The sequence below is a fragment of the Candidatus Thiodiazotropha sp. AKIB8 genome (assembly GCF_058244675.1).
Window position 1 is genome coordinate 150240 of the sequence record NZ_JBSYOO010000028.1, and the last position, 18937, is coordinate 169176.

Sequence of the window (18937 nt, forward strand, 5' to 3'; positions counted from 1 at the left end):
GTTTCGGTTTAATCCTCTGGTTCGGTAAAACCATCTGCTCTTTTTTCTGCCAGGGGTAGCTGTAAAGTAAACAGAGCGCCAGCCCGATGACTGTTCCGGGCTGAGAGTGTACCACCCATACTTTCGATAATGTGATGAGAGATAGAGAGTCCCAAACCCAATCCACTCTCCTTGGTTGTGAAGAAGGGGTCGAAAATTCTTGCCAGATGATCTGCTGCTATCCCTGGGCCATTATCCAATATTTCGATCTGCAAACTGCCATCCTGCCTCACCATCTCAATCGATACCCAGCGGTTATCCTGGTTTTCCATTGCATTGGTCGCATTACCGATCAGATTCACCAGTACCTGCTCCAAACGTACTGGATCAGCCATTACCATAGGGTCCTGTCCGGTGAGTTTAATCTGTATCTCCGTGCCACTTTTGCGCAGCTGAGGCTGCAGAATACGCTTACTTGCCTCTATCACATTATGCAGTGAAACCGGCCGCCTCGATCCATCTGTTTTGCGGGCAAACAGCTTCAGCTGAGAACTGATTTGAGTCATGGTTTCGATCAGTTCTGAAATCTGCTCAAGATTCCAGCTCACATCGGCACAGCGCTCCTGTTCAAGTAGCTTGCGGGCATTATCTGTATAGGTGCGGATTGCCGCCAAAGGCTGATTCACTTCATGGCTGATACTGGCAGACATCTGGCCGAGCATCGCAAGCTTGGCCGCTTGAATCAACTCATCACGGGTCTCTCTTAATGCCTCTTCAGTACGCCTTCGTTCCTCGATCTCCTGGTGCAGATCAACAGTTCGTTCCTGAACTCTCTGTTCCAGTCGATCACGGGCCTCCCGCAAAGAGTGGTTGGCCTCCGCCTCATAGGCTGCACGTTCCCTGTTTCTTCTGTATCGCAGCTGCATCAAAACCCCGATAAGCAATAGCACAGTGAAGGCAAAACTGGTGGCACCAATAGCATGCAAGACCGCCTGGTTAACCTTTTTCAGTGGGATCAGCAAGTGCACCTGCCAACCCGCATCCGCCATCGATTGCTTCAACATCAGATAAGATGTAGCCCGTTTGCCCTCTCCTTTTATATCAATTCTCTGTGTGGCATTTTCCAACTGCTCCTGGCGAATTACCTCCATTGGTTTCACCTCAGCACCTGAATAGCGTCGACTCTCATGGATGCGTTCTCTTTCACTATCTGAAAGGGGTAAGAGGCTTCGAAAACGCCATCTGGGACGGGTTGTGATAAAAATAACACCCACTGGATCGGTGACAATCACTTCCGTTTCACGCCCCTGCCACTGCTTCTCTATATTACTCAGATCAATTTTGATCACTACAGTACCCAGAATGCCGCCGTCATGACGTACTGGATAGGCAAAATAGTAGCCCCGCCTGCCAGATGTGGTTCCCAGGGCATAGTATCGTCCGAGCTGTCCCTGCATCGCCTGTTTAAAATAGGGCCGATAGCTGAAGTTGCGACCTACGAAGGGTTTCTCAGACTGCCAATTGCTGGCAGCAATCGTTAACCCTTCCTGATCCATCAAGTAGGTGTCAGAGGCACTTGTTATATTATTTATCGTCTCCAGGTAGCGATTCAGAGCATTAATTCGCTCCCTATCCCCTGGACGTTTGAGCAACTCCACCAAACGCGCATTGGTGGAGAGCAACTCTGGCAGGAATTCATACTTTTCCAGCTGAGCCTGCAGATAGTTGACATAGATATTGAGCTGACGCTCCCCAGAGAGCGAGGTCTCATGTTGCGCGCGAGCCCGCACGAAATTGCTGACCTGCCAAAGCAAAATCAGGTAGATTATCGCTACCAGCAGAATGGTGATCCACTTTCTGCTCGGCATACGATTCCATCTTGTAAAGGGTTTGAACGGAATTTCCACAACAGATAACCATAGCCTACAGAGGTCTATAGTGCCTGAAACTCATGATAGCTTCACTGGGTATGGGAATTGGGTGGCAGCGGGTATCAGCCACACCCCGGCACACGATTCCACTGCTGCCGCTGCTCCCTTCCGGGCCTGACGGGGTTCACAGCTTCTCGTTGCGGGGGGACCGATACCAACCGCCATAAAAGGTGAGACGGGGGATTATACCGATAATTGATAACCATAAAAGGGTTAATATGAGCTACTGCGCTTTCAGACAGGCAGAATCGGTAAACCCGGCATCTTTGAGCAGAGGGCTTAACCCTGCAAAAACATTTTTCAACAGAATCGATTGAGCCTGGTCATTGGGATGAATGCCATCGTTTTGCATCAAAGAGAGATCCAGTGCCACCCCTTGCAGAAAGAACGGCACCAGGGGAACCGATTCCGCTTTGGAGACGTCATAGTAGACTTGATGGAAAGCTTTGGTGAATTCAGGGCCATAATTGGCAGGCAGACGCACGCCCAACAACAGCACCGCTGCCCCGGCCTGCTTGGATAGTCTGACCATCTGCTGCAGATTGTCGTGCATCTCCCGACTCGCGATGCCCCGCAGACCATCGTTACCCCCGAGCTCAATAATCACAATGATCGGCTGATGTTTTTTTAACAATGCGGGCAGACGACTGCGACCACCCTGGCTGGTGTCACCACTGACACTGGCATTGATCACTTGAAAAGGGCCACAATGGACATTCAGCTGTTGCGTCAGAAGGTTCACCCAACGGGACTCTGTAGTCACCCCATAACCGGCACTGAGACTATCACCGACAACCATCAGGGTAGTCTCTGCCGAACATAAAAGCGGCAGACCAGTCAGTAATAAGTGTAACCATATCCGTAGGACTTTTTTCATGTTGCAAACATCTCCCAACCCTCATCCTGTGACCGCCAAGGGACTGATGAAGTTCGTCGAAACTTCCCAAGGCAGGCTGGATATTCTGCAACAGATCGACCTGGAAGTCGCTTCCGGTGAAGCAGTGGCCATCCTTGGCGCATCAGGCTCAGGCAAATCGACACTGCTAGGTCTGCTGGCGGGACTGGATGAAGCTTCAGGTGGAGATGTCTCACTCTTTGGCACCCCCCTGGGTGGTCTTGACGAGGATGGACGCGCCGCCCTGCGCGCAGGTCAGGTTGGCTTTGTATTTCAATCTTTTCAGCTACTCAGTGGCATGACTGCTTTGGAAAACGTCATGCTTCCGCTTGAGCTTGCCGGACAGGGATCAGCAGAGCAGGCCGCAAAAGAGGCTTTGTCACGAGCCGGTCTTGCTGAACGTCTCACCCACTACCCTTCACAACTATCAGGTGGTGAACAGCAGCGTGTAGCCCTGGCCCGGGCTTTTGCCCCCAGCCCAAAAGTATTATTTGCCGATGAACCCACTGCCAACCTGGATGCCCATACCGGGGAGAAGGTGGCTGAACTGCTGTTTGAACTTCAGCATCAGAGTGACACGGTACTGATCCTGGTTACCCATGATGAGATGCTGGCACAACGTTGTGATCGACGACTCTATCTGCGAGAGGGCCGTCTGGAGAGCGAGCGATGAATCCCATCCACCTGGCATTGAAACTGTTGCGCCGGGATTGGCGCGCTGGGGAGTTGCGGCTGCTGGCCTCCGCCCTGGTGATCGCTGTCGCTTCCGTTACAGCAGTCGGTTTCTTCACCGATCGCATCGAGCGTGCCATGGCACAACAGGCGACAGAGGTTCTGGCTGCAGATCTGAGAATAGAGAGCAACAAACCCGTTGATGATGCGCTCAGGATTGAAGCAGAAACGCATCAGCTGCAGCTGGCAACCACCCTGACCTTTCCAAGCGTGGTTCTGAATAACGGCAATACCCAGCTGGTACAGGTGAAATCGGTTTCGGAAAACTACCCCCTGCGGGGAAAACTGCAGGTCCGGGATCAGGTTAATGGCGAGACCCGCTACGCCAATGGTCTACCCAATACAGGAGAAGCCTGGCTTGAAGAGCGTCTGCTCCCCCTGTTGGCGTTGCAGATTGGTGACCACTTCAAGCTGGGAAAACTTGAGTTCACAGTGACCCGCATCATCACCTATGAGCCTGACAGATCCGCCAACCTTTTTCAGTTGGCGCCCAGGGTAATGATCAATCAGCAGGATGTGGCCGAAACCGGATTGCTGGGACCAGCCAGTCGTGTCCGACACAACCTGTTGGTTGCCGGCACCCCAAGCCAACTCAGTGCATACCGGGAGTGGGTGGATGCCCAAAATATCTCCGGTATTCAGCTGCAGGATATCCGCGCCGCCCGCCCAGAACTGAGATCGGCCCTCGACCAGGGTGGCCGCTTCCTGCGGCTGGCTGCAGCCACCGCGATTCTGCTCTGTGTGGTTGCGGTGGCCCTCTCCAGTCGACGCTTCGTCGAGCGACAAGCCGATACCAGCGCCCTGCTGAGGTGTCTGGGAGCCAAGCGACGGCAGGTTCTGCTGATCTTTGTGATCCGCCTGCTAGGGCTGGGTTTGATTGCCAGTCTTGTCGGTAGCCTGTTGGGACTAGCGGCGCAAAGTGTGCTGGTGGCGCTGGTCGGACACTGGTTCACTCAACAGATACCAGCGCCCTCTGCCTGGCCTCTCCTATCCGGGCTTGCTACAGGCGTGTTGGTATTGATCGGCTTCTCACTACCCACCGTGACCCGATTGGCGGAAGTGCCACCGCTGAGGGTCTTCAGACGTCACCTGGGAGCCCCACCGATCAGTTATCTGTTCTTCATTTCTGCTGCATTTGTCGCCTTGGCCATCCTGTTGGTCTGGCAGATCGGTGACGATCAACTGGCTTTTAAACTGATAGGCGGGCTGCTGGCAGGGCTGCTGCTGTTACTGCTGATTTCGAGAGCGCTGGTCACCCTGCTCACCCCGCTACGAAACCGAACCGCAGGATCCTGGCGCTATGGCCTGGCCAGCCTCTCCCGCAACCCCACCACCACCAGCGTCCAGCTCAGTGGCTTTGGACTGGGGATGACAGTACTGCTGGTGCTAGCCCTGGTGAGGATCGACCTACTGAGCAACTGGCGTGAAGCGCTGCCGGAAAACAGCCCCAACCAGTTTCTGATCAATATACAACCAGATCAGGTGGATGGGGTCGATGATCAACTACATCGCAGTGGCATCTCCTCAGCTGGACTCTACCCGATGATGAGGGGGCGACTGATCAGCATCGATGGCAAACCTGTCTCTGCTAATGACTATCCAACTCCAAGAGCACAACGTCTGGCCACCCGGGATTTCAATCTCAGTCAGGCCACCCGTGTGCAGAGCGACAATAAGATTGTTGCAGGCAGTTGGTGGTCGGAAGCAGACTGGGGTGAATCCTGGTTCTCTGTCGAGGAAGGCATTGCCAAAACCCTCCGCATACCAATCGGTGCAACCCTGGTATTCGAGGTCGCCGGCCAACAGGTCACCGGTAAGGTTAACAATCTCAGGTCAGTGAAATGGGACTCCTTCAACGTCAACTTTTTTGTGGTGGGTACGCCAGGACTGATGCGGGACCTGCCGGCGACCTATATCACCAGTTTCTATCTACCGGATGAGAAGCGCCAGCTGCTGCATGAGCTGATTCAAAACTATCCAAGTATCACCGCACTTGATGTCACCGCATTGATGAAGCAGGTGCGGGCTATCATGGATAGGGGCTCAATGGCGGTTGAATCAGTATTTCTCTTTACCCTGGCGGCGGGTCTGATTGTTCTTTACGCAGGTATACAGGCGAGCCATGAACAACGGGTACAGGAGACCGCCATCCTGCGTACTCTTGGGCTCAGCCGCAAGCAGCTGATCCTATCCATAACGCTGGAATTCGCCCTATTGGGAGGCCTTGCAGGATTGATCTCTGCCGGACTCGCCAGTGCCATTGGTTACAGCCTCTCCACCGGTGTATTCAATCTACCCTGGCACTTTAACCCCCTGCTTTGGTTTGTTGCAGTAATCGGTGGCGCCATTGGAATCAGCATTGCTGGCACGCTGGCCAGTTGGTCTCTTTTCAATACACCACCCATTCTTGTTTTACGAAGGGCATGAAATTGTACACTGGAGTGGCATATTGTGAATACCTTTGGTAATGGTAACGATTGGGTGGTATTAACGAAGAAATCTCCTGCTGCCGCACCCATGCTGTTGTGGCGAAAATAGATTGTGAGCAAACCTGCCAAATTTACTCCGGACTTTCTGCCCTACGCGGGACGTCAAGCATCGCCAGTCGTCCCTTACCTGAAACACTAGATTATATGAAAGTAAGGCTGGATAGATGATTGAAGGGAAAGAAGCTCTATTGCTCGACATGAATAGTACATTCATGTTTGGTGAAGACAGATTTGGACCGGATGAAGATTTTTCAGAATATTACAGATCAATCGGTGGTAAATTAGCTGATGATGTTGTGAATGGAGTTATTCGAAAAACCTATGCCTATCTGGATGAAAAGTATCCATCCGTAGAATATAGAGATAGATTCCCATCTCTAGAGTTCGCTATTGAAGTGAGTGCTGGTGTAGATATTTCAATTTCAGAAAAAGAAATATTAATAAAAACATTCTCTTTTCATGAACACGGTGAAATTCCCCAAAACTATGTGACTGCATTAAGGGCATTGAAGGAGAAATTTACACTAGCTCTTGTTATAGATATTTGGGCACCGAAAGCCATGTGGGTCCAAACATTTAGAAGCCTTGGTTTATGGGAGCTATTTTCGGCACATTCATTTTCATCAGATCACGGAATAGTTAAACCGTCGCCACGACCATTTGAGATGGTAGTAAGGGAGTTGGGGCTACCTAAAAAAAAGTGCTTGGTCATCGGAGACTCCATCAGGCGTGACTTAGCAGGTTCCCAGGCGGCATCGCTGGACTGTGTTTTGGTTGGTGGGGCTGAAAGTGATCTGGCTTTTGGTTCGTATTCCAACCTTTTAGAGTTTCAGAAAAATGTGTAGCCACACAGCTCAACAATACCAGAACAGGCATCATTCGCCGGAAATGGATAGAAATATTCTCCTAAAAAGTAAAAAATATAGATCCATACCTAGAGCTGAAATCTATGCGTTAACTCTTTAAGCGTTCCACCAAGGTCAGTAAGTCTAGATACTGAGTCAGTCACTTTTTGCGTAACCTCTTCAGCATCGGCAGATAAAACAACAATATTATTTACATTGCTGCTGATCATTTCTGCGACAACTGATTGTTCTTCAGCCGCTGTTGCAATATGGGCATTCATATCAGTAATTGTTGCTACAGACTCATTAATTGTAGCTAATGCCTGTTCAGCACTATTTGCATGTTCCACAGTTAATCTTGAACTTACCTGACTAGCTTCTACTGCCTTAACTGCTGCAGTTGCACCGCTTTGCAGTTTTTCAGTCATTTGTTGAATCTCTTCTGTTGATTTCTGTGTTCTGCTCGCCAAAGTCCTTACTTCATCGGCAACAACTGCAAATCCACGTCCTTTTTCTCCAGCTCTAGCAGCTTCGATTGCCGCATTCAGAGCGAGTAGATTTGTCTGTTCGGCTATACTCTGAATAACCCCAAGCACAGAACCGATATTATGGCTCTCCTGTTGTAAAACTGAGATTACATCTCCAGCATTTTTAACATTCTCAGCCAAGGTATTTATAGAAGAGATAGTCTGCTGGACGACTAACTTACCATTTTCCGTTGCTGAACTGGCTTCGCTTGTTGCCAGTGCAGCCTCGGATGCATTATGTGCTACCTCTTGGATGGTCGAAGCCATCTCAGAAGCTGCAGTTGCCACTTGATCAGTTTCCTGTCTTTGAGCGGCAACTTGTTGACTGCCTAGTTCTGCTACGCTTGTTAGCTGCTGAGTTGCATTACTAATTTCATCCGTCGAGTGAGTAATGGATCCCATAACCTGCTGTAGTTGTGAAACCATGCTGCATAGACCTTGAACTAATTGAGCTGTCTCATCTTTGGTTTTAGAATCAGGGATATGGCACTTAAGATTACCAGCAGCGATGGCCGTCATGGAATCCACAACTTCATCTATTGGACGGAATAGATATTTAAAGTACCAAAACAGCCCTACAGCCAAGCCAATTACTACCAACATCACAGATCCAATAGAAATTGAATTGATTTTAGACTGTGCATTGTAGATTTTAGTTTGATTGCTTGATGTCAGTAATCCAGCGATAACATCTCCAGATGATGTACTCACTGGTGCAAGAATATTTTCATAGACACGGTCATTAGACTTTACGACATCCATACCTCCCTGAGTCAGGTCATATTCAGGTATCGCAATCGTCTTCTGCTCATTTTCACTGCCTACGTACTGCAACTGATTCTCTTGGTCAGTAATGAAGGCATCAGACAAGTCGCCAATCTGAAAATCATCCAGGACTCGTTGAATGTCTCTGCTGTAAACTACAACAGCTTTAATCTTACCCCGTATATAGAGCGGAAACGCAAGCACAGCCAGTAGTTGGCCATCATCATCCCGTGATACTCCCGTAAGCGTTTTCTGCTTCTGAGATACCTGATTAACAATTTGCTTGCCAGTCTTGCCTTGAAAATTATTAGGTGCTGAAGCGAGGTAGTTACCCTCGAGGTCTAACACCTGTAGTCGTTCAAGGGTTCCATCACTGGAGAAAAGGTTGTGTGTTGTGTTGATTTGCTCATTAAGTTTGGTTAAATCTCCAGACTTTATGGCTTTTTGACTGACCCTGTCTCTGGTTATTGCCTTAGTAAATGCAGACATCTCTGAGGTATGACGTGCTACGATCTGATTCCAAAGCACTTGCTTTGAATTCAGGGAGAACTGAACATATCGGCCAACCTCTGTCTGATGTGAATAATTACTGGCTATGACGAGTACCGCCGAGACCAAAATTATGGCTATCAACGTTACGACAGTTATCCGCAAACGAATTGTCATCACTTTCCCCAACAAACTACATATCCATTTCACTAAGAACTAATGGATCTCTACTAATTTGAAATAAATTTCTCTAAGTGAGAATTTTTATTTAACATATCCTTGATGTTATATTTAGACAGCATAACAAGCTACGAATTGATCGTAGCTCAATATACTTCCACTAGTTCCTTCAAGCATCACTCAATGGGAAAACCTTCATTTTTCCAGGCAGGAAATCCACCTCGAAAATAGTTCACATTTGTATATCCCCATTTGAGTGCCTTGGCACATGCCTTAGCACTTCGAGGGCAGCGCACACCACTGCAGTAGAAGACCAATGCCTCGCTTTTTTCAGCTTCTGCCTCAAGCGCTTGTTGCGTAAAAGCAGACTTCATCTCCAGCCATAACGCACCAGGAATACGTCCTGAGTTCCACATGTTTTCTTTACGAAGATCGATAAACAGTGCTTCTTGATCGAACAGTTTCTTAGCTTGCTTAGCATCGACAGTTGTTGCGCCAGTTACACTTTCAGGCGTTGCATCGACCAACTCTTCAGCACTAGCAAACGACCAAAACATAACAATCAATAGAAAAAACAAACTACTAGATAATTTGTACATCATTACCACCCTTTTTAAAAAATAGACATAACACCAGTATTTTTAATAAAGCTCTTTTTATACGTGTTAATTTTAGCGACAATTTGAGGTAAGTCTTTAATAATCTTTGCAAAATTAGTAGTTAGTAATGAAATGAAATAACTATGGCGACATCTTACAATTACGAACTGGCACACACCTTCAAATAGCTAAGTTACAGCTTGATATGTGTGTTTTACATCTTTCGTACAAATTCGTCAGCTACAACACTACTGAATTCATTAGTAATTATCTTTCGGATTGATAATTATCAATGGCTGTTTTTGTTCTTGAATCGCTACCATCTTTAATAGGCATATCCTACTATTATGGATTTATCAGTAGCCGATTTAATGCAAGCCCATCCAAAAGTTCAAACTTGCAATATTTTCAATACAGAAAGTTTCTATATTGTTGCACTTTAGATCAATGGATCAAGGGATGGATCGTATGATGCTTGAAGCAGTTCAATATTCTGCTTCAGCTAACAACTTGCAGCTTCACGCTTCAGGTCACGCAGAGGGTAAAAGCTATTAATAGAGGCGCCCTAAAAATAAAACTAAAGTCAGCCATAGCTTAATTAACTCCGACATAACATCAGTTAAGCAAGACTTCACACAGCTTACCCCCTATAATCGTGGTACGCATCCTGAACAATCAAATGAATTGAGTCATACCATGGAAGCCTCGCCATTTATCGCCTTTTCCCTGCTGCTTTTGGTTATTATCGCCGTAGCTGCACTCTTCATGGCTGGCAGAACAAGCAATTCCGCCAACTGTGATGATCCTGATAAACCAGGTAAAAAGCAGGAAGATCATAAGTTTTTTTAGCCATATTGTAATAAATCACTAACTAAATTGCCGGTATTACCCAGCGATAGTTCCGTGCACGTTTTTCCGGGTCCAAAGCATTTAGAGGGAACACATACGCCCCTTTTGAAACGTAACGCTGGTAAGGACCAAGACTGAATCTTGGGTAGAGAGAGGTCTCCCTTAAGTCTTCTGACATATGCTCCAGCTGTTCCATGAAATAGTCTCTGACCAGATTGTGCTTAACACGCTTCAGTACTTGCGAAACAGCGGCAAAGGCAGCGAAGGTTTCAGATCTCAGACGAAACTGGTCATTTCCGAGTTTCTCCTTGATTAAAAAGCTTTTTCCGATCCCGCCAGAGGGTTCCCATGGCAAGGTGAAGGGGTGTATCACACGCAAGTGATCATCCCAAACTGTCCCGCTTAAAACCGGGGATTCACTTAACAGACTTGATGAAAGAAAACTGTTTTCTCCCTCAACGAACTGGGCATGTTCTGTGAATTGTTTGAGATCACCTTCATCCAGCCATAGCATCAGAGCACTATCTTTAACTCGTTCCTGCAGTTTTTGTAACTGCACCTCGGTAATCTTATCTTCTGCTGGTATCTCAATGTCAGTTACGTCAACACCAATGGATTGCATCAAGTTTCGGACATGTTGTGCTATAAAACCTCCATCCCTGTCGTCACGATAAACCTGTACCAATTGTTTGCTGTCAGGCAATTCATGTTTCAAATAACTACCCAACACTCTGGCCTCAAGATAGAGACCCTCCGAATAGTGAAAAGTGTAGTAATTTTTAACATCTGGCTGAGGCAGCTCAGTATGGGGAAACAGACAGGGAATCTGGGTTGATTCGCAAAACTTCTCCACCCTCTGCCAAGGCCCTTTGACAGCCCCTCCGACGATCAGAAATACAGGTTGCTGTTGATAATAATCCTCCAACTGAGCTTGCCAACTTTGAGGCTCACCACTGATCTCCCACAGATGCCAGTTCCATCGCCTGAAGCTCTTACTGTTCCAGTTATTCTGTCGATCTGAAAATAGCGCACGCTTCTCTTTGCCTTGGATGGCACGATTTTCACTCTCAGCATATCTCTTTGCGGTCTCAATCAGGGCTTTTCGTTTTTTCTCAGGAAGATCCTTGTGCACGATTGTTGCGAAATGGATCTGTTTTTCTTCAACGCCCGGTGAAACACTACTGTCCAGACTTTGTAAATAGGCCATTAAAGCCTTGAGATCACTATCATTAAGATGATATCTGGGCATACTCTGGGTCAATGGCTGCCCCATAACATCGATACCTCGACTCAATACCCTATCCAATGATGCCTGGTTGTAGGCCCAGCGCTTGATACGTCGCACTACTGGCTTAGTCACAACCTTTAATTGATTCCTGAAAAGGTAGTCTCCTGTGACGGGCGGCACCAATTCCCCCCCCTCCATACCACCCAGGGCACTTCTTCTGTGGCAACGAACGCATGCGACATTGCCATCCGGTGGCGAATTCGGCACAACACCAGCCAGGGATGAACCATCGGTCAGCACTCCTTGATGGTAGATACGTTCACCCAATTCCCGCAGCTGTTGACTCTCTTTATTGTCTGGTTGTGCTGCATGGAGTATCCCCTGCTGAAATAAGAGCAGGAGCGTAAAAACAAATCCAAACACTGTTTTTAAAATCGAGTATTTCATGTCCTGACTGCTCATTTCGCACAAATAGCAAAAGGGGCCCGTAAGGGCCCCATATCCACGCCTTTAGTTAAAGATTACAAAGGTTGACCCGTGACAACCGGTGAGTCCATATGACCAGGCGTTCCTGTACCGTCAATCTGAAACAGTTCGCTGGGACAATCATTGCCCGCTTCACCAACACAGAATGGCAGCATCATTTCGTTGTCTTCATGCTCAAGAATATGGCAGTGCCAGACATAGAGTCCCGGAATATCAAACTTGGCAATCACCTTGGTCACTTCACCTGGATATGCGATTACCGTGTCCTTCCAGCCGCTCTCATTGGCTGTTACACAAGGTGCTGCACAGTCGATATTGCCGTCACCACCACGGTCGATTGGCGTACCATCCATAGTGGCCCGTTCCAGAATCTGGAACTGCACCAGATGGAGATGGATCGGATGGGCATCTTCGGTAAAGTTGTTGATCTCCCAGGTCTCAGTTGCGTTCAAGCCTGGATTGATCCAGATAGGATCAGACCACAGTAAGGGCTGGAACTGCTGGGTTGTCTGATCGAATGCACCCAGTGTTGCGGCCATAGGTGCTACAGGTTCCAGCTGTCCATTGTCACCTAAGGTCTCTACCAGACTTGACTCCTCCTCATGCAGTGACAGCTTACGAACCGTTCCTGAGGCCAGAGTAGTGCGCGCAGGAAGTACAAGACTCTCTACCGGAGTACTTGGATCAAGATCATCTGTACCCGCCACCAGATTGAACTTCATAACCTGAGCAGTACTGTTGGCATCCGGCGCATCCGGCGCTTCAATCGGGAAGCCACCAAAGGGTGAATCTGGTGCAGTGTTACCCATCAGTACATATGCAGTACCCTGAGGTATACGTGAAAAGTCCACAATCACATCCATACGCTCAGCTGGTCCCATCAACAGAGCTTCATCGGCTGCATCCGCTGGGGACTTGTTTCCAGGAATAGTACCGTTGCCTGGCAGTGCTGTTTTAAACCCGGTAGAGATCTCAACCACCTGAGGCAATAAACCACCATCACCACCAATCTGATAGAAGGGTACCTCGCCCAAGAGATCACCAGCAGCATTGTAGGCCTTCATATCTAAATTGAGGAAACGGGAGTTACAACCGTTTAGCAGACGGAAGCGATAACGTTTCGGTACCACATCTAAATAGGGCCAGGTCTGACCGTTCACTACCATGGTTTCGAAGAAGGCTTCTGGATTCCACTTTGGTGCGATATCTGAGTCCAGGTTCACACCATCTGCGGAATCGGGCATCACCAGACCATCGTAACCGTCAAATCGTGCCCGTGTCTCAGGATAGAAGAGTGAGCCATCCTGATTAAAGGAGCGATCCTGGATCACAATTGGGATCTCTTTGAAATTTCTGCTCGGCTTGAGCTTGCTGCTGGTTGGCGCAGGTCCAGGCAGGCCGAGGGCATCCTCAACATTATCCCTTAACAGATAGAAACCCGCAGGACCAGCATAGACATTGGCGCGGGTCATACCCAGAGTATGATCATGAAACCAAAGGGTAGATGCATCCTGGTCGTTGGGATACTGATAATCAGCAAATCCCCTAGCGCCATTATTCGCAGTTACCCTGGGACCAGCCAAGCCGGTTGCGGTGGTTATATCTCCGAACAGATGCCCTTTGGTGGCATAGCCAGCAGGAATATTGCTGGCATTTGGCAGCCACCAGGCTTCCGGATAGCCATCACTCTCAGGGCCCACATGCGCGCCATGCAGGTGAGCAACCATCGGTACAGGACCAGCATAATCATCACCACTCTGACCGCGGCAATCAGTACGCAGAGGGCCATTGCCCAGGGTTAGCAGATCAGGACGGCAATTCTGTGAGGGATTGGCCCAATGCAGTGTCTGATCGATTGGCAATAAATGCGGTAGATAGTTGCCATTGGCATCGACCAGATCATTGATCCAACGAACCCGGATGGGTCTGTCCTTTTTCGTTTCTATGGTGAAGGCGGGATAAAAGAAGGTACCACCTTGGGCAACAGTTTTGGCAGATCCGTCTGCATTTTTATCCCGTTTATTGCCATAGCTCCAGACGGTTGTAGCACCATAAGGATTACCACTGGCATCAGTCTGCGGCAGGATTTGCTGATCAAACTGCCTGACAGCGATCTTGTATCTGACAATGTCTTTCTTTTTAGTTCCACCATTTGCTTTCGGAATCCAGGTTTTGACCTTACCGGATTTTGGCATTACTGGTGGTACAACCAAAGGAGTTACATATTTAGGAACACTCGCCCCGTCAATAGTACCCTGATAGATATGTCCTGCTTGAGTCGATGTGACCACCACTGAAAGGCTGGCCAACATCATGGCCGCGACAGACGGCTTGATTTGAAATGGTTTCATCCCCTATTCCCCCTAGATTTAAACTCTATTCGTGTAGCCATCAATTTTTTTTAGCGACAGCCGACACTCCCCTCCGAAATTCCCAACCCCACAACAATTAAACACCGCTTGGAAATCTATTAAGAATCTTAAGGAAACTTAAATAAATAAAAAGGGAAAAAAAGCCCAAGTAGTAGGACTTCTTTAGGAAATAAAGTCATACCCTACCCAGTAAACTGGGTAGAAGACCCTAATTATGACAACAGCATGACAATGACAGACCAACATCATCGCTGACTGATGGGAGGGATAACCTCTTTAAGAGGTTTGGATACTGGAGAGTAGAGATCAGATAGTCGATATCCAGATGATCACTTACCGCGCATAGGAACTTCGAGGATTCTCTAGTTGACTGATGTAACCCAGATTGCGTCTGAAATCCAAGACCTCAGGGTGACAGGCAGTAGAAGCAAGAAAGATGGAGAAAATCTCAGGATAGATGCTCTGTTCGCCGTCACTCTCACCTGAAAGGTGGAGTACGAGTTCAGTCTCAACCTCGTCAATATCGTCGCGGAAGGTAGGATTGATCTGAGAAATTTTGGAAGCACCCAGCAGACAGTAGGCTATCGCCCAAGTTACCGGAGTGATGACATGGTGTGAAACAAGTGCTGGGGGTTGCCCATACTTTTTTGAAACGATAGTGACATGCCTATGGATTGAGGCCAGAACCTTTTTCAGATCATGGGGATCAAGGTCATCCAGACCCAGATGGTATTCAGAGAGCGCAATTTTTAACTGCTTCCTTTCGTGGTTTTTTTCGAATAAATATTTCAACATAACGTTAACCTTTTCCTTAAAGTATTATGTCTGGGATCAGGTTAAACGCAGATCGCAACGCCATCGGCACTGTTCGATCACCAATTGATTTAAATTGTCCTGATACAGCCATCATCCAGCACACTCGAAAAAATAGTGAGCGGAGTCTGTTAACACAGAGTCATTTAAATCCTAGCGAACAATCCTTAATTCAGCATTAAAAAGTGTGTAAAAATCATTAAACCTTCAATTTTCACTCATCAATTATAGTAAGTGATACCCATTAATAGTTGTAATTACAAACAGTTAGAATGCTTTTTCATTAGTAAATATTTTTTTAATTTTCGAGCAAAACCCTCAATAGAACCCCACGCAATTACACAAAAACCTGCAGATTGACGAATAAGTCTATTTCCAGAAAATAATTATGGTTTATATGAGTAGTTAAATTGTTAATCTAGCGTTGCAAAAAAAGAACATAACAATAAAGAACCCTGCTTCTTAACTTCCTACCCAGGCCGGCCTAGTCGATGCACATGGTATCTACCATTTGCTAAGGATCGGATAGGAACAATTGTCAGCAAGTTAAAAAAGTTGAGGTTCTGCCACCGGAGATAATCTCCGGCATAACCACAAAACTGGAGGAAATCAGTGCTGAATCTACTTAAATGTAAGTGCCTGCTTGGCTTTTTATGGACCAGTGCAATCGCAGCAGGTCTATTAACTTTTATCTTCTTCTCATTCATCGACCCGTCAGCGATCTCTGCAGTTATGAACCTGACGAGCGATGGGCAAACCAGTAGTTTAAAGATCTATCTGGGGGTCTTTGTCTTTTTTTGGTTCACCCTCAACACCTCAACATACCTCGCCTTCTATTTTGGTCAACTGCTCAAGAAGATGGAATTGGAAGAGAAAGAGATCGAAAATAGAGGTCCGGTTTCCCACATTGAAACAGGATCACATGTAAATCATTAACCAGGCGACTAAATATGTCGTCTTCAGGGTTTCAAGCATGCCCTTGCTGCAAGCAGGTACGCTTCGGCTGAAGATGATATTTTTAGTTTTATTGCCGGGTTAATACAAATGAATCCGCCCTATAGGCCTCTACTCGGGCATATTGGGCGGATCAAGATCCTCTATCGGCTGCTCATCCTGTAGATTGTTCTGCCACTCCTTCAGCATGGCCACATGCCAACCCTCCTCTTCCGCCATCTCCTCAGCCAACTTGCGTACTGCATCACTGGGGGAGTGCTCGGCAATCTGCTGATAGAATTCCCGGCCCCTGATTTCGTTATAGAGTGCAATCTCCATAGCCTGGGTAACAGTCATCATATAGTTAGCTTCTTCCATACAGAAAGATTCAGGTGAAGAGGGGCAGCGCCATTTAAAATCCCAAGGTTTTAGCTTGGGCAGTTCCATCCCCTGGGTTCGCTCAAAAACCTCTTTCGCATGCTGACGACTATAGCCAGCCAGCTTACGAAACAGTTCTGCCACCTGCAGATTGTTATGGATCTCCATACTATCGGCCAATTCATCGTAGTGGTCATAGGAGGCCTCCTCCAACTCCAGGGCATGTACCAGAAACTCCTCGATATTGGTAATAGGTTCTACTGATTCATCATTCATAGACAAAACTCCTTCTCCAACTCTGCGACCTCGCACTCTTTGACATTCTCCGGCTGCCAAACCGAAAATGGACTGGCGTAGATCACACCAGTTGCAAGACCATTATCTGCCTGGATGATCTGTGCCGCCTTGATACGATCATCAGTTGGTATGTCGTTTATAAATGGGTGTACCTGCTCCTTCCACTCCTTCTGTTCAGGACGAAAGGTGACACAACCGCTAAGAACCTGGACAAAGGCGAATCCCGGATACTCAATCGATTCCACCAGGGAGCGGGTTAAATCAGAAGGATGACCAGCGAATGCCCGTGCAATAAAGCCCGCACCAGCTGCCAATGCAATAGCTGCAGGATTAAAACTGGGTATACCCGTTCCGTGGGGCGTCATTTTGCTCTTTTCCCAATTCGGTCTGGTGGTGGGTGATGCTTGACCTTTGGTCATTCCATAGACTTCATTGTCCATAACAATATAGGTCATATCCATATTTCTTCGGCAGGCATGCAGAAAGTGGTTGCCTCCAATTGAGAATCCATCGCCATCACCCCCAGCGGCGATCACCGTCAGGTCGGGGCGAGCTGCTTTCAATCCAGAAGCAGCTGCTAATGCTCGGCCATGGATACCATGAAAACCGAAACTGTCGATATATGCAGGTAGTCTGGAAGAGCAGCCGATACCAGAAACCACGGCCACATTCTCTTTAACCAGCCCCAGATGCGCCATCGCCTTGGTCAAAGAAGCCAAAACAGAAAAGTGACCACATCCTGGACACCATACCGGCTTGATATCCGATTTATAATCTTTTGCTTTCAGTGAAGGTACCGGCATAACTGCCCTCCTAATTACGGAAAAGACGATTGACGCGCTAATCAATCTTACCTGGCAGGTAACCCTTTAATTGGATAAGCTGCTTCTCTTTTATAATTTGACACCATCGGCATTCCTGACCAATGTTGCCAATATAGCTGATCTGCTGTGTTTTAGAACGCTATTCAGTAAATGTTATTGATTGCTGCACAATTCAGCAGCATATACCAATATTCGCTCTCCCCCCATGCCATAAATCAAGCCTTCCTCGAGAGTGGCATAGGGGTTATCCCTGATACCACCTATATTGTCTGATGTCATAATATCGCATAGGATTCTGACTGAGTTCGGCAACAACTCTATGCCGAGCCTATCATAGTTTTCTAACTGACTGTTTTTATTAGGGATAGATAACTTACATGGATTGTACATTGATCCCCTTGACTAAATCCTCCTCGCATCGGGCTGCCAAGAGTATTGGTAATGGTTCTGCATGTGCATCTGGTCTATTCAATGTCTCAGACGAACCCGGTTATCGAAACAATCAACAACTGAACAATGATCAGACTGTAAGCGTCTATCGGTCATTACGTCCCCATTCAGAGATCACCCCGGAAGCCTGCAACCCATATCCGGCAAACATCAGCTGTCGTCTCTATATGACTTAGTGAATAAGAACCATCATTTTGAAACCCACACTATTCAGCGAGGTTTATCGTGAATACATTCAACACACATGAAACTGAGAATGGCTCTGGAAAAGTCAATTATTCACAGGCTGCCTATAAGGATCACGAAAGCCTGTTCAATGAACTGACCGAGTTCGAACTCCACAGTGCTGTGAAAAAAAAATCAACTACTGCATCGAAACTTGCCCGAAATGCACCAAAGCAACATAGAGGTGAGATGGAAAATCTTTTTAATATCTCCCTCTATATACATCAACGATTCGAGCAGATTCATAAACTGCCACAGCAGGATATACACGGCGCGGTCACGATATTTTTGTACGGAATATGGTCGATCTTCAATCAGGGTGCATCAATACCAGGGAAACAGTTCAAAAATCTGATTGAGAGTACAACTGAAGTTATGTATGCACGCACTGAATTTCTCAAAGAGTATGAAAATACGTCAAAGAAGAATCGCGATGCACTCTATGAAACCTTTGCAATGGTTGGCAACTGGTTATTGATGATCCAGCACCACCTTACTTCTCAACCTGATGAAACCGCACTCAACAATATCAAAATCATGGTTAGAGAAATAATAACCCGCAGCTTAAAGATCGAACCTGAATCGATTGCAATATCTCAAGAGGGTGAACTGATTATTTCCTCTCAAAACTATAAAGAACAGTAAAGGACG

General features: G+C 47.2%; 17 protein-coding genes and 1 other RNA gene. 7 read left to right on the plus strand and 11 right to left on the minus strand.

Annotation, left to right across the window (positions count from 1 at the left end; all coding sequences use genetic code 11):
- Positions 1-8 precede the first annotated feature (8 nt).
- From AC4IFB_RS06275 to AC4IFB_RS06285, 3 genes are all read right to left on the minus strand, one after another.
- Positions 9-1847: a sensor histidine kinase gene (locus AC4IFB_RS06275; protein WP_490778174.1), complete on the minus strand. Its 1839-nt coding sequence runs from the start codon at positions 1845-1847 to the stop codon at positions 9-11.
- Positions 1848-1967: 120 nt separating this feature from the next.
- Positions 1968-2064: signal recognition particle sRNA small type (gene ffs, locus AC4IFB_RS06280), an RNA gene on the minus strand.
- A 69-nt stretch (positions 2065-2133) separates the two neighbouring features.
- Positions 2134-2787 carry an arylesterase gene (locus AC4IFB_RS06285; RefSeq protein ID WP_490778173.1) on the minus strand — a complete coding sequence of 218 codons (654 nt, stop codon included), beginning with the start codon at positions 2785-2787 and terminating at the stop codon, positions 2134-2136.
- Here AC4IFB_RS06285 and AC4IFB_RS06290 point away from each other — a divergent pair.
- The 3 genes from AC4IFB_RS06290 (at position 2786) to AC4IFB_RS06300 (ending at position 6871) form a co-directional block, all read left to right on the plus strand.
- On the plus strand, positions 2786-3478 hold the full coding sequence (locus AC4IFB_RS06290) for an ABC transporter ATP-binding protein (RefSeq protein WP_490778172.1): 693 nt from the start codon (positions 2786-2788) through the stop codon (positions 3476-3478). The two genes, AC4IFB_RS06285 and AC4IFB_RS06290, sit on opposite strands and share 2 nt — an antisense overlap.
- A complete protein-coding gene (locus AC4IFB_RS06295) occupies positions 3475-5964 on the plus strand; it encodes an ABC transporter permease (protein ID WP_490779701.1) in 2490 nt (829 codons plus the stop codon). Before AC4IFB_RS06290 ends, AC4IFB_RS06295 begins: the two co-directional genes overlap by 4 nt.
- A gap of 226 nt (positions 5965-6190) precedes the next feature.
- Positions 6191-6871 (plus strand): HAD family hydrolase, encoded by a 681-nt coding sequence (locus tag AC4IFB_RS06300; protein ID WP_490778170.1) that lies wholly within the window; start codon positions 6191-6193, stop codon positions 6869-6871.
- 89 nt (positions 6872-6960) lie between these two features.
- Here the strand turns inward: AC4IFB_RS06300 and AC4IFB_RS06305 are convergent, their stop codons facing one another.
- Both AC4IFB_RS06305 and AC4IFB_RS06310 read right to left on the minus strand, forming a co-directional pair.
- The gene (locus AC4IFB_RS06305; RefSeq protein ID WP_490779702.1) at positions 6961-8652 is read right to left on the minus strand and encodes a methyl-accepting chemotaxis protein; all 1692 of its coding nucleotides are present in this window, start codon (positions 8650-8652) and stop codon (positions 6961-6963) included.
- Positions 8653-9008: 356 nt separating this feature from the next.
- Positions 9009-9434, minus strand: coding sequence for a rhodanese-like domain-containing protein (locus AC4IFB_RS06310; RefSeq protein WP_490778168.1), 426 nt, complete (start codon positions 9432-9434; stop codon positions 9009-9011).
- Positions 9435-10127: 693 nt separating this feature from the next.
- Between AC4IFB_RS06310 and AC4IFB_RS06315 the strand changes: the two genes are divergently transcribed.
- Entirely contained in the window at positions 10128-10280 is a 153-nt protein-coding gene (locus AC4IFB_RS06315; RefSeq protein WP_490778167.1) for a single-stranded DNA-binding protein, read from the plus strand.
- Between the two features lie 22 nt (positions 10281-10302).
- On the opposite strand, the gene AC4IFB_RS06320 is transcribed toward AC4IFB_RS06315, so the two are convergent.
- The 3 genes from AC4IFB_RS06320 to AC4IFB_RS06330 form a co-directional block, all read right to left on the minus strand.
- Positions 10303-11955: an ABC transporter substrate-binding protein gene (locus AC4IFB_RS06320; protein WP_490779703.1), complete on the minus strand. Its 1653-nt coding sequence runs from the start codon at positions 11953-11955 to the stop codon at positions 10303-10305.
- A 74-nt stretch (positions 11956-12029) separates the two neighbouring features.
- A complete protein-coding gene (locus AC4IFB_RS06325) occupies positions 12030-14345 on the minus strand; it encodes a multicopper oxidase family protein (protein WP_490778165.1) in 2316 nt (771 codons plus the stop codon).
- A gap of 354 nt (positions 14346-14699) precedes the next feature.
- Positions 14700-15161, minus strand: a complete 462-nt coding sequence (locus AC4IFB_RS06330; protein ID WP_490778164.1) for a hypothetical protein — start codon at positions 15159-15161, stop codon at positions 14700-14702.
- A 630-nt stretch (positions 15162-15791) separates the two neighbouring features.
- Between AC4IFB_RS06330 and AC4IFB_RS06335 the strand changes: the two genes are divergently transcribed.
- Positions 15792-16115: a hypothetical protein gene (locus AC4IFB_RS06335; RefSeq protein WP_490778163.1), complete on the plus strand. Its 324-nt coding sequence runs from the start codon at positions 15792-15794 to the stop codon at positions 16113-16115.
- A gap of 129 nt (positions 16116-16244) precedes the next feature.
- Here AC4IFB_RS06335 and AC4IFB_RS06340 read toward each other — a convergent pair whose 3' ends face one another.
- From AC4IFB_RS06340 to AC4IFB_RS06350, 3 genes are all read right to left on the minus strand, one after another.
- Complete coding sequence (locus tag AC4IFB_RS06340) at positions 16245-16766, minus strand: ferritin-like domain-containing protein (RefSeq protein WP_490778162.1); 522 nt, start codon at positions 16764-16766, stop codon at positions 16245-16247.
- Positions 16763-17590 (minus strand): 2-oxoacid:ferredoxin oxidoreductase subunit beta, encoded by an 828-nt coding sequence (locus tag AC4IFB_RS06345; RefSeq protein ID WP_490779704.1) that lies wholly within the window; start codon positions 17588-17590, stop codon positions 16763-16765. Before AC4IFB_RS06345 ends, AC4IFB_RS06340 begins: the two co-directional genes overlap by 4 nt.
- A 174-nt stretch (positions 17591-17764) precedes the next feature.
- Complete coding sequence (locus AC4IFB_RS06350) at positions 17765-17890, minus strand: hypothetical protein (RefSeq protein ID WP_490779705.1); 126 nt, start codon at positions 17888-17890, stop codon at positions 17765-17767.
- Positions 17891-17988: 98 nt separating this feature from the next.
- On the opposite strand from AC4IFB_RS06350, the gene AC4IFB_RS06355 reads away from it, so the two are divergent.
- Both AC4IFB_RS06355 and AC4IFB_RS06360 read left to right on the plus strand, forming a co-directional pair.
- Complete coding sequence (locus AC4IFB_RS06355) at positions 17989-18237, plus strand: hypothetical protein (protein WP_490778160.1); 249 nt, start codon at positions 17989-17991, stop codon at positions 18235-18237.
- A gap of 49 nt (positions 18238-18286) precedes the next feature.
- Positions 18287-18931, plus strand: coding sequence for a DUF6683 family protein (locus AC4IFB_RS06360; protein WP_490778159.1), 645 nt, complete (start codon positions 18287-18289; stop codon positions 18929-18931).
- Positions 18932-18937: the final 6 nt, after the last annotated feature.